At 43.6% G+C, this 24,141-nt stretch carries 22 protein-coding genes; 14 read left to right on the forward strand and 8 right to left on the reverse strand.

The features are described 5' to 3' along the window. Positions 1–37 precede the first annotated feature (37 nt). Positions 38–730, reverse strand: a complete 693-nt coding sequence (locus L4C38_RS13320) for a pseudouridine synthase (RefSeq protein WP_428798044.1) — start codon at positions 728–730, stop codon at positions 38–40. A 293-nt stretch (positions 731–1,023) separates the two neighbouring features. Here L4C38_RS13320 and L4C38_RS13325 point away from each other — a divergent pair, with 293 nt between their 5' ends. Next, positions 1,024–3,246 carry an NADP-dependent isocitrate dehydrogenase gene (locus tag L4C38_RS13325; protein ID WP_428798045.1) on the forward strand — a complete coding sequence of 741 codons (2,223 nt, stop codon included), beginning with the start codon at positions 1,024–1,026 and terminating at the stop codon, positions 3,244–3,246. Between the two features lie 127 nt (positions 3,247–3,373). On the opposite strand, the gene cspD is transcribed toward L4C38_RS13325, so the two are convergent. Continuing rightward, positions 3,374–3,595 (reverse strand): cold shock domain-containing protein CspD, encoded by a 222-nt coding sequence (gene cspD, locus L4C38_RS13330; protein ID WP_428798046.1) that lies wholly within the window; start codon positions 3,593–3,595, stop codon positions 3,374–3,376. Between the two features lie 457 nt (positions 3,596–4,052). Here cspD and clpS point away from each other — a divergent pair, with 457 nt between their 5' ends. After that, positions 4,053–4,373: an ATP-dependent Clp protease adapter ClpS gene (gene clpS, locus L4C38_RS13335; protein ID WP_428798047.1), complete on the forward strand. Its 321-nt coding sequence runs from the start codon at positions 4,053–4,055 to the stop codon at positions 4,371–4,373. A 46-nt stretch (positions 4,374–4,419) separates the two neighbouring features. Further along, the gene (clpA, locus tag L4C38_RS13340) at positions 4,420–6,687 is read left to right on the forward strand and encodes an ATP-dependent Clp protease ATP-binding subunit ClpA (RefSeq protein ID WP_428798048.1); all 2,268 of its coding nucleotides are present in this window, start codon (positions 4,420–4,422) and stop codon (positions 6,685–6,687) included. Positions 6,688–6,747: 60 nt separating this feature from the next. On the opposite strand, the gene L4C38_RS13345 is transcribed toward clpA, so the two are convergent. The 3 genes from L4C38_RS13345 to L4C38_RS13355 are packed head-to-tail and all read right to left on the reverse strand — an operon-like array spanning position 6,748 to position 9,109. Then, complete coding sequence (locus tag L4C38_RS13345; RefSeq protein WP_428798096.1) at positions 6,748–7,332, reverse strand: YdcF family protein; 585 nt, start codon at positions 7,330–7,332, stop codon at positions 6,748–6,750. A 49-nt stretch (positions 7,333–7,381) separates the two neighbouring features. After that, positions 7,382–8,203, reverse strand: coding sequence for an NAD-dependent epimerase/dehydratase family protein (locus tag L4C38_RS13350; RefSeq protein ID WP_428798049.1), 822 nt, complete (start codon positions 8,201–8,203; stop codon positions 7,382–7,384). Positions 8,204–8,224: 21 nt separating this feature from the next. Beyond that, complete coding sequence (locus L4C38_RS13355) at positions 8,225–9,109, reverse strand: LysR family transcriptional regulator (RefSeq protein WP_428798050.1); 885 nt, start codon at positions 9,107–9,109, stop codon at positions 8,225–8,227. 87 nt (positions 9,110–9,196) lie between these two features. Here L4C38_RS13355 and L4C38_RS13360 point away from each other — a divergent pair, with 87 nt between their 5' ends. Next, a complete protein-coding gene (locus L4C38_RS13360) occupies positions 9,197–9,634 on the forward strand; it encodes a PACE efflux transporter (RefSeq protein WP_428798051.1) in 438 nt (145 codons plus the stop codon). Between the two features lie 50 nt (positions 9,635–9,684). Here the strand turns inward: L4C38_RS13360 and L4C38_RS13365 are convergent, their stop codons facing one another. Then, positions 9,685–9,924, reverse strand: coding sequence for a TIGR02647 family protein (locus L4C38_RS13365; protein ID WP_428798052.1), 240 nt, complete (start codon positions 9,922–9,924; stop codon positions 9,685–9,687). A gap of 384 nt (positions 9,925–10,308) precedes the next feature. On the opposite strand from L4C38_RS13365, the gene focA reads away from it, so the two are divergent. Then, positions 10,309–11,160 carry a formate transporter FocA gene (gene focA, locus L4C38_RS13370; protein WP_428798053.1) on the forward strand — a complete coding sequence of 284 codons (852 nt, stop codon included), beginning with the start codon at positions 10,309–10,311 and terminating at the stop codon, positions 11,158–11,160. 41 nt (positions 11,161–11,201) lie between these two features. Here focA and L4C38_RS13375 read toward each other — a convergent pair whose 3' ends face one another. Together L4C38_RS13375 and L4C38_RS13380 are read right to left on the reverse strand one after the other, a co-directional pair. Further along, on the reverse strand, positions 11,202–11,357 hold the full coding sequence (locus L4C38_RS13375) for a hypothetical protein (RefSeq protein ID WP_428798054.1): 156 nt from the start codon (positions 11,355–11,357) through the stop codon (positions 11,202–11,204). Positions 11,358–11,536: 179 nt separating this feature from the next. Next, the gene (locus L4C38_RS13380; RefSeq protein ID WP_428798055.1) at positions 11,537–12,328 is read right to left on the reverse strand and encodes an ABC transporter permease; all 792 of its coding nucleotides are present in this window, start codon (positions 12,326–12,328) and stop codon (positions 11,537–11,539) included. Positions 12,329–12,768: 440 nt separating this feature from the next. Between L4C38_RS13380 and torE the strand changes: the two genes are divergently transcribed. The 9 genes from torE (at position 12,769) to cydB (ending at position 24,141) form a co-directional block, all read left to right on the forward strand. Beyond that, entirely contained in the window at positions 12,769–12,948 is a 180-nt protein-coding gene (gene torE, locus L4C38_RS13385) for a trimethylamine N-oxide reductase system protein TorE (RefSeq protein WP_428798056.1), read from the forward strand. 50 nt (positions 12,949–12,998) lie between these two features. Continuing rightward, entirely contained in the window at positions 12,999–14,183 is a 1,185-nt protein-coding gene (gene torC, locus L4C38_RS13390) for a pentaheme c-type cytochrome TorC (RefSeq protein ID WP_428798057.1), read from the forward strand. 24 nt (positions 14,184–14,207) lie between these two features. Beyond that, positions 14,208–16,670 carry a trimethylamine-N-oxide reductase TorA gene (torA, locus tag L4C38_RS13395; RefSeq protein ID WP_428798058.1) on the forward strand — a complete coding sequence of 821 codons (2,463 nt, stop codon included), beginning with the start codon at positions 14,208–14,210 and terminating at the stop codon, positions 16,668–16,670. A 175-nt stretch (positions 16,671–16,845) separates the two neighbouring features. Further along, positions 16,846–18,585, forward strand: a complete 1,740-nt coding sequence (locus L4C38_RS13400) for a glycoside hydrolase family 36 protein (RefSeq protein WP_428798059.1) — start codon at positions 16,846–16,848, stop codon at positions 18,583–18,585. A 64-nt stretch (positions 18,586–18,649) separates the two neighbouring features. After that, positions 18,650–19,171 (forward strand): crossover junction endodeoxyribonuclease RuvC, encoded by a 522-nt coding sequence (ruvC, locus tag L4C38_RS13405; RefSeq protein WP_428798060.1) that lies wholly within the window; start codon positions 18,650–18,652, stop codon positions 19,169–19,171. Positions 19,172–19,245: 74 nt separating this feature from the next. Further along, positions 19,246–19,863 (forward strand): Holliday junction branch migration protein RuvA, encoded by a 618-nt coding sequence (ruvA, locus tag L4C38_RS13410; RefSeq protein WP_428798061.1) that lies wholly within the window; start codon positions 19,246–19,248, stop codon positions 19,861–19,863. Between the two features lie 15 nt (positions 19,864–19,878). After that, positions 19,879–20,883, forward strand: a complete 1,005-nt coding sequence (gene ruvB, locus L4C38_RS13415; protein ID WP_428798062.1) for a Holliday junction branch migration DNA helicase RuvB — start codon at positions 19,879–19,881, stop codon at positions 20,881–20,883. 523 nt (positions 20,884–21,406) lie between these two features. After that, positions 21,407–22,993 (forward strand): cytochrome ubiquinol oxidase subunit I, encoded by a 1,587-nt coding sequence (gene cydA / locus L4C38_RS13420; RefSeq protein ID WP_428798063.1) that lies wholly within the window; start codon positions 21,407–21,409, stop codon positions 22,991–22,993. 11 nt (positions 22,994–23,004) lie between these two features. Continuing rightward, complete coding sequence (cydB, locus tag L4C38_RS13425; RefSeq protein WP_428798064.1) at positions 23,005–24,141, forward strand: cytochrome d ubiquinol oxidase subunit II; 1,137 nt, start codon at positions 23,005–23,007, stop codon at positions 24,139–24,141.

The raw sequence follows: 24,141 nt of genomic DNA on the forward strand, positions 1-24,141 counted from the left end.
TGTAGGCAGTAAAGGTAGTGGCTATTAGATGAGTCGCTTAAAGCGAAATTTCTTTCCATTCACCGGGTTGTAGATCGCCAAGTACGATCTTACCGACGGAATAACGTATTAATCGCAGGGTGGGGAATCCGATATGTGCTGTCATTCTACGCACTTGTCGGTTGCGCCCTTCAATAATAGTAATGGCTAGCCAAGTGGTTGGGATATTGGCGCGAAAACGAACGGGCGGATTGCGTTCCCAGATCTTCGGTTCAGGCATTACTTCCACTTTAGCGGGTAGTGTCATGCCATCTTTAAGCTCAACACCTTTACGTAAATTTTCCAGATCAGCTTCGCTTGGTGCACCATCCACTTGTGCCCAGTAAGTTTTTTCTGATTTAGACTTCGGTTGGGTGAGCTTAGCCTGCAAAATACCATCATTGGTGAGTACCAGTAAGCCTTCACTATCACGATCAAGGCGACCTGCAGCATAAACATCCTTAATGCTAATGAAATCAGCAAGGTTTTTTCTACCATCCCCATCAGTAAATTGGCTCAAGGTGTCAAATGGCTTATTGAAGACAATTACTTTACGCTGTTCTGGCGTAATGCGAGGTTTTGTTATTGATGATTTTTTGCGATTCGAAGAAGAGTGCGGCCTTGATTTACCAGCTGTATCTGCTTGTTTGAAACGTTTTGTCGTGCGTTGAGTGGGATTTTTTGAAGACGGACGACTTGAACGTGACTGCATGTTAACTACCCTGCAAAAATGTAAATAAAATGTATGATATGATTTAAAAAAAATGTGCTTTAAGCTACTATTTGCGCGCCAAATTCTGGATTGGTGCACAAGATAATAGACTATTATCTTGGTTTTGTTTAATTATAACGATTAGCTCTCATGGATACTGCCTTTTCAAGGCTGAGAGAAAAAAAAGACAGACAAATCGCAAACAAGTGAGGGGATGAAGCATTAGCTTGTAAGCGACCACAAACCCATGGCCATTCATCCGACAGGCTTTGGTTGAACAATAGGGAAATTTCATGCCTACAGAAAAACCGACAATTATCTATACCATTACTGATGAAGCACCTGCGTTAGCGACGTATTCGCTCTTGCCAATTATTCAATCATTTACTGCTTCTTCAGGTATTGCCGTTGATACTCGTGACATCTCTCTTGCTGGGCGAATTATTGCGAGCTTCCCAGAGCATCTTGCTGAAGATCAGCGTATTGGTGATGCACTTGCCGAGCTAGGTGAGTTGGCAAACACGCCTCAAGCGAACATCATTAAACTGCCAAATATTTCTGCATCTGTACCGCAGTTGCATGCTGCAATCAAAGAACTGCAAGCGAAAGGTTACAATCTACCGGATTACCCTGCAGAGCCTAGCACTGATGAAGAAAAAGCAATTCAATCAACTTACGACAAAATTAAAGGTAGCGCGGTAAACCCAGTACTACGTGAAGGTAACTCTGATCGCCGTGCTCCGCTGTCCGTGAAAAACTACGCAAAGAAAAATCCGCACTCAATGGGCGCTTGGTCTAAAGATTCATTGTCTCATGTCTCAAGCATGGCGGATAAAGACTTCTTTGGTAGCGAGACATCGACGACAGTCAATGGTGCGACCAATGTTAAGATAGAATTTGCAGCCGAAGATGGTTCGGTAAAAGAATTGAAAGCTCCGTTTGCTATCCAAGATAAAGAAATCATCGACAGCTCGGTGATGAATAAGAGCGCGCTGGTTGCGTTTTTTGAAGAACAAATTGAGCAAGCGAAACAGCAAGATGTATTGTTATCTTTGCACTTGAAAGCAACCATGATGAAGGTCTCAGACCCGGTGATTTTTGGTTATGCGGTGAAGGTATACTACAAAGAAGTGTTTGCGAAGTACGGCAAGCTATTCGATGAGTTGGGTGTTGATGTAAACAACGGTCTTGGTGATGTATATGCCAAGATTGCCAACCTTCCACAAGCTCAAAAAGCAGAAATCGAAGCCGCTCTTGAGGCGGTATATGAGACCCAGCCACCACTAGCAATGGTCGATTCCGATCGCGGTATTACTAACCTACATGTACCGAGTGACATTATTGTTGATGCATCCATGCCAGCCATGTTGCGTGCGTCAGGTCAAATGTGGGGACCAGATGGCAAACAGAAAGATACTAAAGCGTTGATCCCAGATCGTAGCTACGCAGGTATCTACCAAGCTGTCATCGACTTCTGTAAAGAAAATGGTGCGTTTAACCCAACGACAATGGGCAGTGTGCCTAACGTAGGGCTTATGGCACAAAAAGCAGAAGAGTACGGTTCGCACGACAAAACGTTCATTCTTGATGCCGCAGGTACAGTACGTGTGGTTGATGCGTCTGGCGCAGTACTGCTTGAGCAAGTGGTAGAAGAAGGCGACATCTTCCGCATGTGTCAGGTTAAAGATGCGCCAATTCAAGATTGGGTTAAATTAGCCGTTACTCGTTCACGCGCTACAGGCGTGCCAGCGGTATTTTGGTTAGATGAAGCACGTGCGCATGATGCAGAGCTTATCAAAAAAGTGAATGCATACTTACCGGATTACGATACGGCAGGCTTGGATATTAAAATTCTTGATCCATTAGCCGCTTGTCAGTTCTCTTTAGACCGTATTAAGCAAGGTCTTGATACGATTTCTGTCACAGGTAACGTACTGCGTGATTACCTAACCGATTTATTCCCAATTCTAGAGCTAGGTACATCGGCTAAAATGCTGTCAATTGTGCCTCTAATGAATGGTGGTGGTTTGTTTGAAACTGGCGCAGGTGGTTCAGCACCGAAGCACGTACAACAGGTCGAAAAGGAGAATCACTTACGTTGGGATTCTTTAGGGGAGTTCTTAGCTCTTGCTGCTTCTTTAGAGCACCTAAGTTCAGTGACAGGTAATGCTAAAGCACAAGTACTCGCTGATGCTCTTGATAAAGCAACCGGTGAGTTTTTGGATAACAACAAATCACCTTCACGCAAAGTAGGTGAGCTTGATAACCGTGGCAGTCATTACTACCTCGCGACATACTGGGCTCAAGCTCTCGCAGCGCAAACTGCTGATAGTGAACTAGCGGTACAGTTTGCTCCAATTGCTCAGGTTTTAGCTGACAATGAAGAGAAAATTGTTGCTGAGTTGAATGATGCACAAGGTATTGTTGGTGATTTGGGTGGTTACTATGCTCCGGAGTTTGATAAAGCTTCATCGTTGATGCGCCCAAGTGCAACACTAAATGCGATTATTGGTTAAATAAGTGACCTCTACCCGGAACACCTGAAGTGCTACTGTGTCGATGCAAATTCAAGTGGGAAGGGTATGTAATACATAAAAAAACAAACCCGCCTTGTGGCGGGTTTTTGTTCTACATCGGCAGCTTTTATTTTGCTGGTTGCAGTTCCAGCGGAGTTACGACACTAGCGTGGTACCCTTTAGGACCCTCTTCGACTTCGAAGAATACTTGTTGGCCAGCTTTCAGAGTACGATAACCGTCCATCTGGATGGTTGAATAATGTGCGAACACATCACTGTCGTCCCCTTCTGGACAGATAAAACCAAATCCTTTGGCATTGTTAAACCATTTTACTGTACCTGTAGCCATGCTATACATCCCTCATGCATATTGTTGTATTTGTATAATTGGCTGCACTCCTGTACGCCAATTCGCTAAATGAATATCCATTCAGGCGCTGCCGAAATTTCAATCACTTATTTTCCAGAGTAGTCAATGAGCGAATACAGTCAATAGTAAAAAGGTATTACTTTCTAAATATTTGAATACAATCTTGCTTCATCTTTTACAAAACAATAACCGTTTTCACGCTGTCAACATGGAAATTTGAATGAACTTGGTTGGTTGTGGTGGTTTTTTAATCACTTTTTGTTTATTCGACATAAGAAAGGAAGGTTTTATTTGCAGCGACACAATTGCTGGATTAGTCTCTAAGTATGGATGTTTTTAACTGCTTGTGCTTTTTGCTCTTATTAAGAGATCAATCCATCTTTTCTGTACAGCGAAGTGTTAAAATTACTGAGAAACTATCTGAATAATACATATCATGAGCAAGCATTTTGAATGGGTGACTCCAGACTCAGATCTTCTGGAACTAGAAAAAACTGAAGTAAAGCCACCGTCAATGTATCACGTTGTTTTAAATAATGATGATTACACGCCGATGGACTTTGTAATTGAAATCTTGGAACGTTTCTTTTCGATGGATATCGATAAAGCGACACAGATAATGCTCCAAATTCACTACGAAGGTAAAGCTGTCTGTGGCACCTTTACCGCCGAAGTAGCAGAGACAAAAGTAGCGCAAGTTACAATGTATTCAAGGGAAAATGAGCACCCACTGCTCTGTACCATGGAACAAGCTTAAGCTTGGTCGAACAATTAAGATTGAGTTGTTCTGTTAGGAGGTTCTTATGCTGAATAAAGAGTTAGAGTCGAGTCTCAACGGTGCATTTGCCCGTGCTAGAGATAAAAGACATGAGTTTATGACCGTCGAGCACCTCCTGCTAGCATTATTAGAGAACGATGCAGCGCGAGATGCGCTTACGGCTTGCCAAGCTGATATTGATGCACTTCGCAATGAGCTTGACGTATTTATTGATCAAACCACCCCACTCATTCCTGAAAACGATGAAACCCGAGAAACACAACCAACATTGAGTTTTCAACGCGTGCTTCAGCGGGCAGTTTTCCATGTTCAATCTTCTGGGCGCAGCGAAGTCACGGGTGCTAACGTGCTGGTGGCAATCTTCAGTGAGCAAGAGTCTCACGCGGCATACCTACTCAAGAAAAATGATGTCAGCCGTTTAGATATTGTTAATTTCATTTCACATGGCATTACTAAAGCGACAGGCTCCAACGATGAATCATCGTCCGATTCGTTCAGTAGTGAAACATCGACCGAAGAAGTTAATGGAGAAGAGCGCCTAGAAAGTTTTGCAACGAATTTGAACCAAGTCGCGAAACAAGGTCAGATCGATCCTTTGATTGGTCGTGATAAAGAGTTAGAGCGAACGGTGCAAGTATTGTGTCGTCGTCGTAAAAATAACCCACTGCTGGTTGGTGAAGCTGGGGTCGGTAAAACGGCGATAGCTGAAGGGCTAGCTTGGAGAATCGTTGAAGGGCAGGTTCCTGATATTATTAAAGACAGTGTTATTTACTCACTGGATATCGGTTCACTCCTTGCGGGAACTAAGTACCGCGGCGATTTCGAAAAACGTTTTAAGACCATATTGAAACAACTTGAAAAAGAAGACGATGCAATCCTATTTATCGATGAGATACATACCATCATCGGTGCTGGTGCGGCTTCGGGTGGCCAAGTGGATGCCGCTAACCTTATCAAGCCCCTGTTGAGTAGCGGTAAGTTACGTTGTATTGGTTCAACTACCTATCAAGAGTACAGCAACATTTTTGAGAAAGAGCGTGCGCTTTCGCGTCGTTTTCAAAAAATCGATGTGGTTGAGCCGTCAATTGACGATACAACCAAGATTCTAATTGGCCTGAAACCTAAATATGAAGCTCACCATGAAGTACGCTATACCAATAAAGCATTGCGAGCTGCGGTAGAGCTTTCCGCGAAATACATTAACGAACGTCATCTACCCGATAAGGCGATTGACGTAATTGATGAAGCCGGTGCGCGTTGTCGCCTTGCTCCAGCAAGTCGCCGTAAGAAAACGGTAGGTGTTGCTGATATCGAAGCCATGGTTGCTAAAATGGCTCGTATTCCAGAGAAATCGGTATCATCTTCAGATAAAGAAGTACTCCAAACTCTTGATCAGAAGATGAAAATGCTGGTATTTGGACAAGATGGTGCGATTGATGTGCTCACTGAAGCGATTAAGCTGACTCGTGCTGGATTGGGTGCCGATAACAAACCGGTTGGCTCATTCCTCTTTGCTGGCCCTACTGGTGTGGGTAAAACGGAGGTCACGGTTCAGCTTTCTAAACTGCTGGGTATTGAGTTGCTGCGTTTTGACATGTCGGAATATGGTGAACGTCATTCGGTGAGTCGATTAATTGGTGCACCTCCAGGTTACGTCGGTTATGACCAAGGTGGTCTACTAACCGATGCAGTCATCAAGCATCCTCATTCAGTTGTTTTGCTTGATGAGATTGAGAAAGCACACCCTGATATCTTTAACTTGCTGTTGCAAGTGATGGATAACGGTACGCTGACTGATAACAACGGACGCAAAGCTGATTTCCGTAACGTTATCTTAGTAATGACAACCAATGCTGGTGTGCAAGAAACAGAGAAGCGCTCAATTGGTCTGGTGCAGCAAGATCATAGTCCGGATGCGATGGCAGAAATCAAAAAGGTATTTACGCCTGAGTTCCGCAACCGCTTAGATAACACGATGTGGTTTAATAGCCTTGATGAGCAAGTTATCCAGCAAGTCGTTGATAAGTTCATTGTAGAGCTACAAGCGCAGCTTGATGCCAGAGGTGTTTCAATGGAAGTCTCTGATGATGCTCGCCAATGGTTGGCAGTGAAAGGCTATGACAAAGCGATGGGCGCTCGCCCAATGGGACGAGTCATTCAAGAGCGTTTGAAGAAGCCACTTGCTAACGAATTGTTGTTTGGTTCGTTGATCAATGGAGGCACTGTGAAGGTTACCCTCAAGGGCGACGAGCTTGTGTTTGATTTTGATGAAGAAGCAGAAGCGGTTCACTAATCAATAAGACAGCTATTTATAATCAAGCCAGAGCAAATGCTCTGGTTTTTTTTAGATGACTTATAGCCGCGCTTTTATGGCTTGATAGGCAAATTCAACTTCTTCGGGGATGGGCTGCTTGATTTGAAACCCTTGTGCAGGGTAGGTTTTTATTCGCTCGAAATCACCTAGCATTGCCTCAACAACAGTAAATAGTTCAATCTCTTCAGAGAAATAGTCACTAAAGGATTGCTTCGTCGAGCTTACCGCAACGAAATCGACAGGATGAGGCCATTGCTTGAGGAATGTCGCGTAGGCACGCCTTTCCATATAGGGCTTTTGCACCAATATAAAGCGACGAAAATTCAGATTCAGTTCTTGGCAGCGCTTTGCGCTGAATAAGACGTTTTCACCACTGTTGGTCGATTGATTTTCGGTAATGATATCTTGTGAAGGTACGCCCATGTCGCGCGCAACTGCGGCAAATGTTTCGGCTTCACTTTGTGAAAACACCCCAGCGGTTAATCTTCCTAACCCACCGGAAAACAAGATTTTTCCTGCCAACCCCTGTTTGTACAAATCGACTGCATACTCTGCTACGCGTACATCATTGCTGCCGAGAACTAAAATACAATCCACAGGCTCTAGGCTGTGATCTAACTGCATGTATTGCCAAAGTATGTCAATGTTTTGATAGAGTTTCACATAAACCTCACTAGATGATTTCAAGCGTATGTTGGAAGTGAAATTTGTAGCCAAGTTTAATCAATTTATCTGCGTTGATGTGTTTGTCCGCAGCATGCACAATGGGAGGAAGTGTCGCGCCATTCTCGCTGCGTTCAATCGCTGCTTGGTAAAATGCAGCTTTGTTAGTGGTATTCGGCGTGGTCGCATTCACAACTTGATTGGTGAATTGAAGAGTAGCGAAACCTACCGAGCCTATTGCATCAATAAGATGAAGCATGTTTGCTGGCGCTTGATCACTCACTTGTTTAAGGTGCGAGACAAACCGCGCAGGGTTTCGCTCTGGTCCGACTAAACCACTACAGCGTACAATCGCGTAGTCTATTCCACTATTAATTAACTGTTGTTCAGCTTTTAGTATAATCTTGGCTTTATCCGAAAAGTCATCCGCTTCTAGAGCCAAGGCTAAGGTCGCCATTTCTTCCGACATACTTTCGCTACGGTTGGGATAAACAGTTGTAGAGCTGACCATGACGAGTTTGCTGACGGCAAGTCTTTGTGCGATGGCAATCAGATTCGTCCAATATTCGACATACTCATCACCATTGCCCCGACGAAAACCAGGAGGGAAGCAACCAATAACGGTATCCAAATTAAATGGTTCTAGTGCTTCGACGCCTTGTTGCGTTCTGTCTTCGAGGTTAAGCGGCACAGATGTTAAACCTCCGCGAGCAATACAGGCTGCACCCTCTGTTGTTGTCTTAGTCACGATAACAGTGTGGCCTAGATTAGAGAAAAACTGACAAAGTGGTAAACCTAACCATCCACCACCCACGATTCCGATTCGTTTCATACTCGCCTTCCTTCTCTTTATCTAAGTCTCATTGTGCAGTTCGCGTAGCCTCTGGCGCAAATACATGTGGGCTGGGCATTCACTTACAGCTTGATGCTGAATAACGTCAATATTGGCATGCCAAGATAAGTTTTCAAACTGAGAGCGAAGGCGAACGATCTTTCTATTTTCGATGTCAACTTGTGCCAAATGCTTTGGCAACATGCCCCAACCAAAACCATTGTTCACGAGTTCCAGCAGTATATAGTAACTATCAGCAAACCAAACATCAGGGCTGTGAGCCTGTTGGAAGCTACTCATTTCATTGGTTTTTGAGCGTATCACGATCTGGCGATGCAATCGAAGCATGTCTAAGTGAGTTACGGTCTCATGCGCTAAAGGATGATGATTGGCAACGTAGACATCAAACTCAACACTGCCTAGCCCTTCAAAATCAACATTTTCATCCAACGAGGCTTCACTAAACATGATGCCCATGGTTGCACGTTGATCTCGCACTAATTGAATGATGTCGATACTAGACGCAGTCAGGCATTCAAATCTGACGGCTGGAAACCGCTGACAAACGTCTTGCAAAGCTTGGGAGAGCTGGGTGATCTGAATACCTTCATCCATAGCAAGTGTGATATCGCGATACGAGGTATGCTCGAGCTGTACCGCGCAGTACATAAGGCGGCGATGCTGAATCAGTGAGGCTTTTGCATAGGGTAGCAATCTCTCGCCGTCTACTGTGAGTTTTGGGTAGCGTCCTGAACGATCGAAAAGTTCAACCCCGCAATCGATCTCTAAATTCATGATGTGCTGGCTAACGGCAGATTGTACTTTTTTCAGATGACGAGCGGCGGCAGAAAATGAGCCTTGCTCAACTGTGGTTACAAATGCTTCAAGTTGCTCAATACTAAACATATCACTTTTTATGATGGTATCTAACTTTTTAATATCTTAGTTATAGATAACAATAAGCGCAAATAAAAACACAGTAAGAGTAGAAACATGCAAACCAAAGAACGTATTTTTCATGCGATTTCATTTGAAGTTATCGCTATCGCAATTATGATTCCAACGATGGCATTACTTACAGGTAAGGCGACTGGCGATCTCGCCATTGTTGGTATTGGCTTCAGCTTGTTAACGGTGGTTTGGAATTATTTCTACAACATTATGTTTGACCGCAGGTTCGGAAGTGACCGATCACAACGATCATTAAAATTGAGAGTAGGGCATACGTTTGGTTTCGAAGCGGGTTTGATCTTTGTATCAGTGCCAACGATAGCATGGTTCTTACAGATCAGTATTTTTGCTGCATTGGCATTGGAAGCTGGTTTGCTAGTGTTTTTCTTTTTTTATGCAACGGGATTCAATTGGTGTTACGACAGAATTCAACCATTCAAATGGTTATTTGGTCGTAAAGTGAAAGCTGCGCTACATTGATGACAGACAGTAGAATAAAAAAGAGCACCTAACGGTGCTCTTTTTCTGGATTAGTTTTTCTTACCAAGGATTCTTGCAATTTTGTCGACATGTTCTGCGACTTGAATACCCTCATCAGTCAAATAGCCGCCATCAGGTAACGTACAAAGCCCTTTTTCGTAAATACGTTGCACAGCGCTCTGCATTTCTTCGGATGCGTCGCTGTGTACTTTAATGCCAGTAGCTGCGCTACTAATATCGAATTGCAGTAGCAAATTTAGTTCAGAAAGATGTTCTGGCAAATATTTCATGGTTTGTTCCTTATAGTTAGTACACCTTAAAAATACTGCTAATACTGTAACGAAACAATACTATCGAGTAAGAATTGTTAGGCAGCCCATAAAAGTAGAATTTGGCATAAAGAATATCTTCATTATGAAAAATTAGCCTAAAGAAGGAAAATAGCAAATCGATGAAGTTTGATGGTAATTTATACTATTGTTTTTATTGGTATTTTGTTTTATTTCTATAGGCTGAATCAGTGATGCTAAGGCAGGTTTTAACTCAATATGTTGACGCTTTTTGTCACATTACAAACAAATCTAGTTAACACTAAAATTAGTGCTTGAATAAAATTTTAGTTGGAGGGATTATCCGCGGCCTCTCACTCTCTAGCGTCAAACTACAACCCAACCATGAATTTGAACCAATTTGACTCTCTACTGCCTCCGCAAATGGCTGAACGCGCAGCGGAAATCGGCTTCGGTAAAGCTACCAAAGACCCAGTTAAAACCTTTCTATTAGCAATTTCTGCTGGTTTACATATTGGCATTGCGTTTGTTTTTTACACGACGGTGACAACCGGTGCCACAGAGATGGCATGGGGTATGAGCCGCTTGATCGGCGGGATCGCATTTAGCCTTGGTCTCATTCTTGTTGTTGTCACTGGAGGAGAGTTGTTTACCAGTTCGGTGCTCACTCTTGTAGCGCGAGCAAGTGGTAAGATTTCATGGTCAACGTTATTCAAGAATTGGTCTGTCGTTTACATTGGTAACTTAATCGGTGCACTGCTACTGGTTTTTTGTATGTTAGTCACCAAGCAATATATGTTTGACCACGGACAGGTTGGTCTTAATGCTATGGCGATTTCACAGCACAAGTTGCACCATGGTTTCTTTCAGGCAGTTGCTCTTGGCATTATGTGTAACGTACTGGTGTGTATTGCTGTATGGATGACATTCAGTGGGCGTACGCTGACTGACAAGATAATGGTTATGATCTTGCCTGTTGCTATGTTTGTTTCTGCAGGTTTTGAGCACTGTATTGCGAATATGTTTCAAGTTCCAATGGCGATTGGCATCAAAGCTTTCGCTCCGGCTGAATTCTGGCAGATGAGCGGTGCAAATATTGCGGATTACGCTGATTTGAATGTAATAGATTTTGTGGTCAATAACCTTGTACCTGTCACTCTAGGCAATATCATTGGTGGTGGCTTGTTTGTCGGCATGTGGTATTGGTTAATATATTTACGTGACGGCAAGCACTAGTTAATGAAGAGGGCTCGCTAAGCGAGCCTTTTTTGCATCGATTATATTTCTCTCATCGCTAAGCTATCCCACCCCAATTTTTTGAGGGTGGGGGAGATCTCTTCAGGCTCGTCAACTAACCAATTTCTTTGGTCATCTCTATCAGGCTCAGATTCGAAGCCGCAATGTACCATCAGGTAAGTGGCATCTAGTTGCATCGTTTTCTTCCTCGAGTCGCAGTGATTGAATCAACCTGAGTGAGTCTAAAAAGGTGAAGTTGCAAATAGATGACAATTAATAGGCGTAAAAAATGATCTTTTAAATAACTGCCTACAGCCTTATCCACAGATTCTGTGGATAAGATCTAAGATAGTTGGTGAGTAGTTGAAAGCATAGGTTATTTATTGCCCATCCTTGCCATCACAAGACCATTTGAGTTGATGCAGTTCCTGATACTTAAGCTCAATGTGATCGCAATAGATATAGATAGCATTACAAAGATCGCCACCATGATCATCAATTGGTATTTGATCGCAATTAATGGGCTAGATCCACTGAGTATCTGCCCGGTCATCATGCCGGGCAGTGTCACTAAACCGGTTGTGCTCATCGAAGCGAGAGAAGGTGCTAGGGATTTTTGCAACGCTTCACGCACAAAAGGAAGGCTAGCGTATTGCGGAGAGGCGCCAAGAGAAATCGCCGCTTCATATTCATCCTTGCGCTGCTCTAAGCTTGTGAATAGATTCTGAAGTGCCACGATATTACCACTTAATGAATTGCCGAGTAGCATGCCAGACAAGGGGATTAGATATTGCGCATTATAAAGCGGAGTTGGTTTGATAATTAGTAAGCAGATTAAAGCGATTAATGGCAATAAGCCGAAAAACAACCCAGTAGTAACGGGAAGCAGAATTTTGCTTTTAGGTAGTTTTGCCTTACTCACAATAGAGCTTGCGCCTATCAAAATCATAGCAGTTAACCAAGCCATGTTTATGAATAAATTGTTGATTTTTAATAGATATTCTAGATATGCACCAACAAGGATAAGCTGCAGAGTCATCCGTAAAACACTAATGATGAGTTCTTTTTCAATCTTGAGTCGGTAATAACGGCTCAACGCTAGTGGTGCTGTTAACGTACTGAAAAATAAAGCTAAAATCACCCAGTGAATATCCACAACTGATGACATACAACCTCTCCATAATCATAATTGATTGCACTTTAGTTTCAATCTGCTGATGGCGGCAAATTAATCATTTAATAGAGTTTCCAAGCAAGAATTTTATTGTTACCTATTATTAACATTTAAGTAACTTGCTTGGGCGGGGACTTTGGTTCTTGCTGACAAGTTAGTGGAATTTCCATGTGATATTGATCACGTTAATTTTTTGTGGTCGCCCATGATGGCTGTTAATAATTATTCATAAATAAATGCATTCTTACACATGGTTTTTTAATAAAACACATCTCTGTATCAGCTCAAAAAAGTAGTGATTAAAAGGGCTTGTATAGGAGTAATTGATTGAACCCTATAAGAAGTATGGTCTAAAATTTTCTTTAGAAACAGTCGTTCATTCAGCTCACTCTTGAGGGCTGACAAATAACACTAAATACAAGATAGGCAAATGTATGAGTGATGTTAATAAAATTGAAAGTGGTGAAAAACGCTCACTGGAATGGAAGTCTTTCTTCTTCATTGCAGTTGTTCTCTTCCCAATTCTAAGTGTGGGGTTCGTAGGTGGCTACGGATTTATTGTTTGGGCACTGCAGGTGTTCTTCTTTGGACCGCCTGGCGTACACGGTATGTAAGCCGTTGAGCTCGTATACACACTTTTGAAAAGATTTTAAGAGAGCAAGCAATGAAGTCATTAATAATTAAATTGTGGCGCACAATGTCGCGCCCAGCGGTACATATCAGCCTTGGTGTTTTAACCATGGGTGGTTTTATCGCTGGTGTTATCTTCTGGGGTGGTTTTAACACCGCACTAGAAGCTACAAACACAGAGAAGTTCTGTATTAGCTGTCACACTATGCGTGACAATGTTTACGTAGAGCTGCAAGAAACAGTTCACTGGAAAAATCACTCTGGTGTACGCGCTACTTGTCCTGACTGTCACGTTCCTCACAACTGGACAGATAAAATTGCACGTAAGATGCAAGCTTCTAAAGAAGTATATGCACAAGTATTTGGCAATTACGATGAACCAGGTGTTTTTGAAGAGCGCCGTATCGAATTGGCTAAACACGAATGGGATCGTTTCTCTGCGAACAAATCTCTAGAGTGTAAAAACTGTCATAACTACAATTCTATGGACTTCGAGCAAATGTCTCCGACAGCTCGTATCCAAATGAAGCAAGCAGCTGAAAAAGATCAAAGCTGTGTTGATTGTCATAAAGGTATTGCACACAACCTTCCAGCGGGTATGGATAGCATTGGCGGTATCGTCGGCGATTTAGAAGCACTTGCTTCAAATACCAACTACGATGTAGGTCAAACTTTAGTTAGTGTTCGTCACCTACCAATTTACTTTGATGACAAAGGTGAGCAAGAGGCGGGTCTTCTAAACCCTGCATCGACGGTTAAAGTGATTGCTGATAAAGGCGAGTACGCTGAAATCGAAATCGACGGCTGGCGAAAAGCGAAAGGCTTCGGTCGCGTAATTCAAGCTGATTTCGGTATGAACATTGCGGTAGCTTCTCTTCTTAAAGAAGCATCAACTGATAGCAATGTAGTGACTGCGGGTGAGAAAAAAGTCGATGAGCTAACTGGTCTTCCTTGGGAGAAAGTAGCTGCGAAAGTATGGATTAAGAAAGAATCTATGCTGAACGACATCACGCCTGTATGGGAAAAATCACAAGAAGCATATAAAACAAACTGCTCAGTATGTCACACTCAACCGGCTGAAGCGCACTTCGATGCGAACACTTGGCCTGGTATGTTCGACGGTATGCTTGCGTTCGTTAACCTAGATACAGACAGTGAAGCATTGATCTTGAAGTATCTACAGATGCACTCTTCAGATTTTGCTGAAGGTCAACACTAATACGCGTCGGATGGAGTAATTTAAATGGCAATTACACGAAGAAGTTTTCTTAAGGGCGTAGCGACAACAAGTGCTGTGTCAGTAATCGGTCCTAGCCTTTTAGCGTCAGCTTCAGCTAGTGCTGCTGAGAGTACGGGTACTTGGAAAGTAACTGGTTCTCACTGGGGTGCATTCCGCGCCCACATCTACGCGGGTAAAGTTCAAGAGATCAAACCAATTGAACTCGATAAAAACCCAACAGAGATGTTGAACGGTATCAAAGGCATTATCTACAGCCCATCACGTGTACGTTACCCAATGGTACGTCTAGATTGGTTGAAGAAGCATAAATACAGCGCTGAGACTCGCGGTAACAACCGTTTTATCCGTGTTACTTGGGATGAAGCTCTAGACTTGTTCTACCGTGAATTAGAGCGCGTACAAAAAGACTACGGTCCATGGGCTCTACACGCAGGTCAAACTGGCTGGAACCAAACTGGTTCATTCAACAACTGTACTGCTCACATGCAACGTGCAGTAGGTATGCATGGTAACTTCATCACCAAAGTAGGTGACTACTCTACGGGTGCAGGTCAAACCATCATGCCTTACGTGCTAGGTTCGACAGAAGTTTACGCTCAAGGTACATCTTGGTCTGAAATTCTTGATAATTCAGACAACATCGTACTGTGGGCCAACGATCCAGTGAAAAACCTTCAAGTAGGTTGGAACTGTGAAACGCATGAGTCATTCAAGTACTTAGCGCAACTGAAAGAGAAAGTAGCCAAAGGCGAAATCAATGTGCTTTCTGTTGACCCAGTTAAGAACAAAACTCAGCGTTACTTAGAGAACGATCACCTGTACATCAACCCGATGACAGACGTGGCGTTCATGCTTGCTGTTGGTCATGTGCTTTACAATGAAGATCTATACAACAAAGAGTTCATCGCAACTTACTGTCTAGGTTTTGACGAGTTCATCAACTACGTTCAAGGCGAAACCAAAGACAAAGTTGTTAAGACGCCTGAGTGGGCTGAAGAGATCTGTGGCGTTAAAGCTGACAAGATTCGCGAATTTGCCCGCATGCTAGTTAACGGTCGTACACAAATCCTGATGGGTTGGTGTATCCAGCGTCAAGAGCACGGTGAGCAGCCATACTGGGCAGCAGCAGTTGTTGCAGCAATGATTGGTCAAATTGGACTACCAGGTGGTGGTATCTCTTACGGTCACCATTACTCAAGTATCGGTGTTCCATCAACTGGTTTTGCTGGTCCTGGTGGTTTCCCTCGTAACTTAGATACGGGTATGAAACCAAAATGGGATAACAATGACTTTAACGGTTACAGCCGCACTATCCCTGTTGCGCGTTGGATCGACTGTATATTAGAACCAGGTAAAGAGATCCGTTACAACGGCGGTAAGGTTACCCTTCCAGACTTCAAGATGATGGTGATCTCGGGTTGTAACCCATGGCACCACCACCAAGATCGTAACCGCATGAAGAAAGCCTTCAAAAAGCTTCAAACTGTGGTCACTATCGAGTTTGCTTGGACTGCGACTTGTCGTTTCTCTGATATCGTACTTCCTGCATGTACACAGTGGGAACGTAACGACATCGACGTATACGGTTCATACTCGAACAAAGGTCTAGTGGCAATGCACCGTCTAGTTGACCCACTGTTCCAGTCTAAGACTGACTTCCAAATCATGAGTGAACTAACTCAACGCTTTGGTCGTCGTGACGAGTACACTCGTGGTATGAGCGAAATGGAGTGGATCCAAAGCCTATACAACGATTGTAAAGACGCGAACAAAGGTAAGTTCGAAATGCCAGAATTCAACGAATTCTGGGAACAGAGCGTACTAGACTTTGGTGAAGGTAAACCTTGGGTTCGTCATGCGGACTTCCGTCAAGATCCAGAGATCAACCCGCTAGGAACACCGTCTGGCTTTATCGAGATCACTTCTCGTAAGATCGGTCGTTACGGCTACGAACACTGTCAGGAACACCCAATGTGGTTTGAAAAGACAGAACGTTCACATGGTGGTCCTGGTTCTAAGAAGCACCCATTCTGGCTACAATCGTGCCACCCGGACAAGCGTTTGCACTCTCAGATGTGTGAATCTGAAGAATTCCGCGCAACTTACGCAGTTCAAGGTCGTGAGCCGGTTTACATCAACCCACTTGATGCTAAAGCGAAAGGCATTAAAGATGGTGATTTGGTACGTGTATTCAACGACCGTGGTCAGCTAATGGCTGGTGCTGTTCTAACTGACAGCTACCCACGTGGTGTGATTCGTATTGAAGAAGGTGCATGGTACGGGCCTCTGAATGAAAAAGAAGGCGCTATCTGTACTTACGGCGATCCAAACACACTAACGCTAGATATCGGTTCTTCTGAGCTAGCTCAAGCAACCTCTGCAAACACTTGTATTGTTGATTTTGAGAAGTTCAAAGGCAAAGTACCGCCAGTAACGTCATTTGGTGGTCCAATCGAAGTGGCATAATTGAGCCGAGCGATGAAACCTAAAAACCAGCCGTCGGGCTGGTTTTTTTTGTCTAGTACCAAATGACTATTCCGCTGAAAACGCGATTCAAATTGGGTTTGAAGTGGTTGCTTACATAGACTAAACAAGGGCTCAATGATGTAATGCAGGAAAAAGCACGATGACAGGAGTCTAGATGCACCGCCAAATTAGATTAAAAAGTAACGCTGAAATTGCCATAGCAAATCACAATATTCTGGTGACGCAAAATAGCGATGAGGTGAGTTTTAGTTTTGGTGGTTTATGCAATGATCCTATTGGGCGGAAATACCCTCTTTTTACACTTGATTACCATCTAGAACCGCAAGCGATACTTTATGGTGACGGCTTTCAAATGAGTTGCCAAAGCATTGGCACAATGAACAATATCCGAACAGTGGGCAACTACCCTGACAATGGTACGCTCTATCGGATTTATCCTAGTGGAGACCCGAAGCGATATTACAATTATTTGGTGATCGCTGATTCACTCGGTTACACCCTCATGGGATTTACCTCTTGCTTACGTTTCGCCGGATTTTTTGAAGTGACAGAGCGCCAAGGTGGGCATCGGATAACGGCCTATATTGATGGTGAAGATAGCCATCCACGAGATTGGAGTTCAGTTGGTTTAGAGTCTGTTGTTGTACTGAAATCCGCTAGCCTTAGCCAAGTCTATGATGATTTTGTTGGTTACATTCACCGACACCACCCGTCGCAAAGAAGCTTAGAAGAATCAGTGCCGAGAGGATGGAGTTCTTATAAATCCAACGGCAATGAGACTGATGCTAATACGCTGCTTACCAATCTTATGCTTCAGTGCGAACAGTACCCATCGTTAGATTACGTTTTAATTGAGCGGGGCTATCAACAAACGCTTGGTGATTGGCTCTCTCCCGCAGAACAATTTGGCGCAAGTCTTAGAAGCGTGGTCGATACGATTAAGAAAACGGGAAAGAAACCAGGAATATGGTTAGCCCCCTTCATTGCATCACCCGATTCAGCTATTTTTAAGCAACATCCGGATTGGTTTGTCCACAATGTGGATGGAAGACCTCTGAGTGCGGATGAAGTCACTTATGCCGGATTAGATGGCAAGTCTTGTTATGTACTCGATATGACAAATCTCGATGCGCAAGAATATATGTTCAACCTAATTAGCTATATGCGGCAAGAGCTTGGTATTGAATTGTTCAAATTGGATGGCTGTTATTGGGGAACAATAAAGGGTAGGCGTCATTCGGTAGGGATTACTAGTATAGAAGCGTACCGAATGGGGCTAGAAGTGATAAAGGAAGCGGCTGATGGTGCAATTGTGATGAGTTGCCAAGCGCCACTTTGGGCGTCGTTAGGGTTAGTTGATGTGATGCGTGTTACGGATGATGTGATCCGAGATGAACGTCAATTTGAACAAAATGCACAAGCAACATTGCTTCGAAGTTGGCAGCATGGACGGTTATGGCATGTTGATCCTGATTGCTTAGTACTGACGTCGTTAGCCAATCAAGGCTGTGAGCGAAAATACTACGATTTTCATCGTACAGTATTGCTGGCAAGTGGCGGAATACTGATGTCTGGAGACCCGCTTAACGATATAACGCCATTCGCACGCGATTCGATTAAGCGCTTAACTACAAGGCTTCAATATAGCCAACAAGCGGCAAGTTTTTCTGCATTTAACTTACACCATGGTTCACTTTCGTTGACGTCAAAAAATGCTCTTCATTGCTTGTTCAATTACCAGCAACCGGCAAGGGAGGTGATGCTAACCGCTAATCAGCCAGTTAACTGGCATGACTTTTGGACAGGTGAAAAACTCAATGCGATCCCTACGCAAGCTTTTGAAGTGACGTTAGAGGCTGGGCTATCCGCTAGAGCAATCTTGACGGTGGGATAGGCTCGCCATTCGATAGTGGCTGCTATACACTAAGCGTCGTTCGTCGACATTGATTAGGTTAAGTATGTCAATTATCTTGGGAATTGACCCAGGTTCAAGAATTACCGGCTATGGTGTAATTCGCCAACAAGGACGCCAGCTACATTATTTAGGCAGTGGCTGCATTCGCACTTCTGAAAATGATCTACCAAGTCGCCTTAAGCAGATCTACGCTGGCGTAACGGAAATCATCACGCAATTCCAACCTGACGAGTTTGCTATTGAGCAAGTCTTTATGGCGCGCAATGCTGATTCGGCACTTAAACTTGGGCAAGCTCGTGGTAGTGCTATCGTCGCCGCAGTGAATGCAGATTTACCCGTATACGAATATGCAGCTAGATTGATAAAGCAAGCCGTTACCGGCACTGGTGCCGCTGATAAACAACAGGTCCAACATATGGTAAAACAAATGTTGAAATTGCCTGCTTGCCCGCAAGCCGATGCCGCAGATGCGTTAGGTGTCGCGATTTGTCATGCCAATACCAACAAAACCTTGGTATCGCTCGCCGGAAAAGCAACAAGTGCGCGCCGTGGTCGTTATCGTTAACCAGTTTTAACTGGCTATCCATCCAGTTATTTATTATTATCAACCGATATATTTTATTACTCTAGGTATCTACAGTGATCGGACGTCTACGCGGCATCTTGCTTGAGAAACAGCCTCCAGAACTACTAATTGAAGTCAACGGTATTGGCTATGAAGTACAAATGCCGATGAGTTGCTTCTACGAGCTACCAAATGTTGGTGAAGAAGCCATTGTCTACACGCATTTTGTCGTGCGTGAAGATGCTCAATTGTTGTATGGGTTTAACACTGTAAAAGAAAGAGCGCTTTTCCGTGAAGTGATTAAAGCGAATGGCGTTGGTCCTAAACTTGGTCTTGGTATTCTTTCTGGTATGACGGCAAGTCAATTTGTTGCTAGCGTTGAACGTGAAGATATTTCGACATTGGTTAAACTGCCAGGGGTAGGTAAGAAAACCGCTGAGCGTTTGGTTGTTGAAATGAAAGATCGTCTTAAAGGCTGGAGCGCGGGAGATTTGTTCACGCCATTTACTGATGCCGCTCCAATTGATCGTACATCTCAATCGACACAAAGTAATGCAGAAGAAGAAGCGGTGAGTGCGCTGCTGGCTTTGGGTTACAAACCGACTCAAGCGTCTAAAGTAGTATCTCAAGTAATGAAACCGGGCATGAGCAGTGAAGAGCTGATCAGAGAAGCCCTTAAATCTATGGTGTAACGGGAATCAATACCTATGATTGAAGCCGACCGCTTAATTGCCCCAGAGAGTCCCAGTTTTCGTGATGAAGATGTCATTGATAGGGCGATTCGACCTAAGAAGCTGGATGACTACCAAGGACAAGATCACGTCCGTGGTCAGATGGAGATCTTTATCCAAGCGGCTAAGCTGCGTAGTGAAGCACTTGACCATCTATTGATATTTGGACCGCCGGGTTTGGGTAAAACCACATTGGCGAATATCGTTGCCAATGAAATGGGTGTGAATATTCGTACCACTTCTGGTCCTGTATTGGAAAAAGCGGGTGACTTAGCTGCGCTGTTGACCAATTTGGAAGAAAACGATGTGCTGTTTATCGATGAGATTCACCGTCTAAGCCCTATTGTCGAAGAGATCCTGTACCCAGCGATGGAAGATTACCAATTGGATATTATGATTGGTGAAGGACCTGCTGCGCGTTCGATCAAAATCGATCTTCCTGCTTTCACGCTAATTGGCGCGACGACTCGTGCTGGTTCGTTGACTTCTCCTTTGCGTGACCGTTTTGGTATCACTCAGCGACTTGAGTATTACAAAGTTGAAGATTTGCAGCACATTGTGCAGCGTAGTGCCGATTGTTTAGGTTTGTCGATGGAGTCAGAAGGCGCGTTGGAAGTTGCTCGCCGTGCTCGCGGTACACCTCGTATTGCAAACAGGTTGTTGCGACGAGTTCGCGATTACGCTGAAGTTAAAGCTGACGGTCATATCAGTGCAGATATTGCCGATAAAGCGCTTAATATGCTTGATGTGGATGCCAAAGGTTTCGACTATATGGATAGAAAGCTTTTGCTCGCGATTATGGAAAAATTTGGCGGTGGACCTGTCGGGTTAGATAACATGGCTGCAGCAATTGGTGAAGAAAAAGACACTATAGAAGATGTCTTAGAACCTTACCTTATCCAGCAAGGTTATTTACAACGTACGCCTCGTGGACGAATAGCAACGGATAGGGCGTATCTTCATTTCGGCATTGAAAAGTAAACATTGGTTTATTTTTAGTGAAAAAATCTCAAGTGTTCGTAATCAGAAAAAATTGATTGCGAACATTTTGGCAAAAATTCCATCCATGCTAGAGCAGTTTCACTGTGCCCTGTATCGCATTTATCAACTCCTATCTAACACCTTTTAAGTATCTGAAAATCGCGACATGTGAATTAATTGTGAGTGATAATTATTTTTTTTGTGTCTGAGCTTCACTTTTACCCTACAGCAAACTTTAATATTTATTGATTTAAATCAATTTGAGTGTTTTTTGTTCAATTTTCGCAAAATAAGCTTGATATAGATCAACGCGTGACTCGTATATAAACCTTTTGAAACATCCAGCTTTTCGCAGTAATATTAGTGATAGCTATATTAGCTAAAGCTTAACAATTATCTAACTATTGCAGTACACACTGTTAACAATGTGGTGTTTTTTGAAACATTTCTCAAGATTTCTAATATTTGAGATGCTAAAGCAATGAACGTAAAGCGTGTCTTCAGCCGACACATAGGAGTTCACATGATTGACATAGTTGATCTATCGCGGTTGCAGTTTGCATTAACTGCGATGTATCACTTCTTATTCGTACCACTGACTCTAGGTATGGCATTTCTGCTTGCCATCATGGAATCTATGTACGTAATGACCAACAAGCAAATCTATAAGGACATGACAAAGTTCTGGGGTAAGCTATTTGGTATTAACTTTGCACTTGGTGTGGCTACTGGCCTTACCATGGAGTTCCAGTTTGGTACAAACTGGTCTTACTATTCCCACTATGTAGGTGACATTTTTGGTGCACCTCTTGCCATTGAAGCTTTGGTAGCCTTTTTCTTAGAATCCACTTTCGTTGGCTTATTCTTCTTTGGTTGGGATCGATTGTCGAAACGTCAGCACCTAGCTGTAACCTGGTTGGTTGCATTAGGTTCTAACTTCTCGGCACTTTGGATTCTTGTTGCAAACGGTTGGATGCAAAACCCAGTCGGCGCAGAATTTAACTTTGAAACCATGCGTATGGAAATGGTGAGCTTTGCTGAAGTGGTTCTAAACCCAGTAGCTCAAGTTAAATTCGTTCACACTGTGGCTTCTGGTTACACCTGTGGTGCAATGTTCGTACTTGGCATCAGTTCATGGTATCTCATTAAAGGTCGTGACGTTGCGTTTGCTCGCCGTTCATTTGCGATCGCAGCATCGTTTGGTATGGCAGCTATTCTATCGACAATAGTACTTGGTGATGAATCAGGTTACGAGTTGGGTGAAGTTCAAAAAGTGAAGCTTGCTGCGGTAGAAGCTGAGTGGCATACCGAGCCTGCTCCAGCTGCTTTTACTGTGTTTGGTATACCAAACCAAGAGACGATGGAAACCGAGTATGCGCTTAAGATCCCTTTTGTTATGGGTATCATCGCGACGCGTTCTTTGGATGAGCAAGTAACTGGTCTACGTGATTTACGTGACGATCACGTTGATCGTATCCGTACGGGTATGTACGCGTATGAGCTTCTTGAGAAGCTACGTGCTGGTGAAAAATCAGAAGCAAACATGACTGCGTTTGATGAAGTGAAAGGCGACTTAGGCTACGGTCTATTGTTAAAACGCTATACAGATAATGTTGTTGATGCGACAGAAGACCAAATCCAAGCCGCAGCAGATGACTCTATTCCAACAGTGTGGCCGCTATTCTGGTCATTCCGTCTTATGGTGGCGTGTGGCGTTATTATGTTGTTCGTGTTTGGTGCTGCATTCCTACAAACATGTCGTCAGAAGATTGAGCAAAAAACTTGGGTTCTTAAAGCTGCACTATTTAGTATTCCACTACCGTGGATTGCTATTGAAGCAGGTTGGTTCGTAGCTGAGTTCGGTCGTCAGCCATGGGCTGTAGGTGAAATCCTACCGGTTCATGTTGCAGCGTCTGCGCTAACGGCTGCTGAAATTTGGACTTCTCTATTCGCTATTCTTGCGTTGTACACCGCGTTCTTAATTGCGGAAGTGTACCTAATGCTTAAATTCGCTCGTCAAGGTCCAAGCAGCTTGAAAACAGGCCGCTATCACTTCGAGCAAAACGCTGACTCAGTAGAAGACAAACTTAGTCGCCAAGTTGACGCGTAAGGAGAAAGAATATGTTTGATTACGAAATCTTACGACTTATCTGGTGGGTGCTGATTGGTGTTCTACTAGTAGGTTTCGCCGTTACTGATGGCTTTGATATGGGTGTCGGCGCACTGGTGCCTATCATCGGTAAAAACGACACAGAACGCCGAGTGATGATTAACTCGATTGCCCCACACTGGGATGGTAACCAAGTATGGCTTATTACAGCTGGTGGTGCTCTGTTCGCAGCATGGCCATTAGTCTATGCAACGTCATTCTCGGGTTTTTACCTGGCGATGTACGTAACTTTGGCTGCACTTTGGTTACGCCCAATTGGTCTTGATTACCGCTCAAAAATTGAAGATAAGAAATGGCGAAGCACTTGGGATATCTGTATCTCAATCAGTGGTTTTGTTCCACCAATCATCTTTGGTGTTGCGTTTGGTAACTTGCTACAAGGTGTACCATTCGAATTGAGTGAATTCATGATGCCGACCTATCATGGTTCATTCTTTGAATTGTTGAATCCATTTGCCTTGCTATGTGGTTTGGTTAGTTTATTTATGTTCTTGATGCAAGGTGCAGCATGGCTACAAATGAAAACAACCGACGATGTACATGCTCGTGCTCGCAGTGTTGCTCAAATCATGGGGCTGCTAACTGCTGCTCTATTTGTGGCAGCAGGGTTCTGGGTTCAAGGTATGGAAGGTTACGTTATTACATCAGCGATCGATATGAGTGCTCCATCAAACCCGCTTAACAAAGAAGTGATTAGCGAAGTGGGTGCATGGATGAATAACTTTGAAGCGTATCCAGTGCTTTGGGCGGCTCCTGTATTAGGCGTGGCAATGCCACTACTGGCAGTGATTGCATCTCGCTTTGAGAAAGGCGGCTTTGCGTTCCTATTCTCTAGTTTAGGTAATGCAGGCGTTATCTTTACTGCGGGTCTTTCTATGTTCCCGTTTGTGATGCCTTCAAGCCGAGTGCCAAGCCATAGTTTAACAATGTGGGATGCAACTTCATCAGAATTGACGTTGAACTTAATGACTGGCGTAGCGTTTGTTATGGTGCCAATCATTCTTGGCTATACCTCATGGACTTATTACAAAATGTTTGGTCGTTTGGATAATAAGTACATTGAAGAAAACAAAAATTCACTTTACTAA

Origin of the sequence: Vibrio kasasachensis, from assembly GCF_050337565.1 — a bacterium.
GTDB classification, from domain to species: domain Bacteria; phylum Pseudomonadota; class Gammaproteobacteria; order Enterobacterales; family Vibrionaceae; genus Vibrio; species Vibrio kasasachensis.

What these genes read in the sequence shown, in the direction of transcription:
- cydB (WP_428798064.1), top strand. Translation starts at nt 23,005, where the DNA reads ATGTTTGATTACGAAATCTTACGACTTATCTGGTGGGTGCTGATTGGT.
- L4C38_RS13355 (WP_428798050.1), bottom strand. Translation starts at nt 9,109, where the DNA reads ATGTTTAGTATTGAGCAACTTGAAGCATTTGTAACCACAGTTGAGCAA.
- ruvC (WP_428798060.1), top strand. Translation starts at nt 18,650, where the DNA reads ATGTCAATTATCTTGGGAATTGACCCAGGTTCAAGAATTACCGGCTAT.
- focA (WP_428798053.1), top strand. Translation starts at nt 10,309, where the DNA reads ATGAATTTGAACCAATTTGACTCTCTACTGCCTCCGCAAATGGCTGAA.
- torA (WP_428798058.1), top strand. Translation starts at nt 14,208, where the DNA reads ATGGCAATTACACGAAGAAGTTTTCTTAAGGGCGTAGCGACAACAAGT.
- L4C38_RS13365 (WP_428798052.1), bottom strand. Translation starts at nt 9,924, where the DNA reads ATGAAATATTTGCCAGAACATCTTTCTGAACTAAATTTGCTACTGCAA.
- L4C38_RS13345 (WP_428798096.1), bottom strand. Translation starts at nt 7,332, where the DNA reads ATGCAGTTAGATCACAGCCTAGAGCCTGTGGATTGTATTTTAGTTCTC.
- L4C38_RS13350 (WP_428798049.1), bottom strand. Translation starts at nt 8,203, where the DNA reads ATGAAACGAATCGGAATCGTGGGTGGTGGATGGTTAGGTTTACCACTT.
- cspD (WP_428798046.1), bottom strand. Translation starts at nt 3,595, where the DNA reads ATGGCTACAGGTACAGTAAAATGGTTTAACAATGCCAAAGGATTTGGT.
- cydA (WP_428798063.1), top strand. Translation starts at nt 21,407, where the DNA reads ATGATTGACATAGTTGATCTATCGCGGTTGCAGTTTGCATTAACTGCG.
- clpS (WP_428798047.1), top strand. Translation starts at nt 4,053, where the DNA reads ATGAGCAAGCATTTTGAATGGGTGACTCCAGACTCAGATCTTCTGGAA.
- L4C38_RS13320 (WP_428798044.1), bottom strand. Translation starts at nt 730, where the DNA reads ATGCAGTCACGTTCAAGTCGTCCGTCTTCAAAAAATCCCACTCAACGC.
- ruvB (WP_428798062.1), top strand. Translation starts at nt 19,879, where the DNA reads ATGATTGAAGCCGACCGCTTAATTGCCCCAGAGAGTCCCAGTTTTCGT.
- L4C38_RS13375 (WP_428798054.1), bottom strand. Translation starts at nt 11,357, where the DNA reads ATGCAACTAGATGCCACTTACCTGATGGTACATTGCGGCTTCGAATCT.
- L4C38_RS13380 (WP_428798055.1), bottom strand. Translation starts at nt 12,328, where the DNA reads ATGTCATCAGTTGTGGATATTCACTGGGTGATTTTAGCTTTATTTTTC.
- L4C38_RS13325 (WP_428798045.1), top strand. Translation starts at nt 1,024, where the DNA reads ATGCCTACAGAAAAACCGACAATTATCTATACCATTACTGATGAAGCA.
- L4C38_RS13360 (WP_428798051.1), top strand. Translation starts at nt 9,197, where the DNA reads ATGCAAACCAAAGAACGTATTTTTCATGCGATTTCATTTGAAGTTATC.
- clpA (WP_428798048.1), top strand. Translation starts at nt 4,420, where the DNA reads ATGCTGAATAAAGAGTTAGAGTCGAGTCTCAACGGTGCATTTGCCCGT.
- torC (WP_428798057.1), top strand. Translation starts at nt 12,999, where the DNA reads ATGAAGTCATTAATAATTAAATTGTGGCGCACAATGTCGCGCCCAGCG.
- torE (WP_428798056.1), top strand. Translation starts at nt 12,769, where the DNA reads ATGAGTGATGTTAATAAAATTGAAAGTGGTGAAAAACGCTCACTGGAA.
- L4C38_RS13400 (WP_428798059.1), top strand. Translation starts at nt 16,846, where the DNA reads ATGCACCGCCAAATTAGATTAAAAAGTAACGCTGAAATTGCCATAGCA.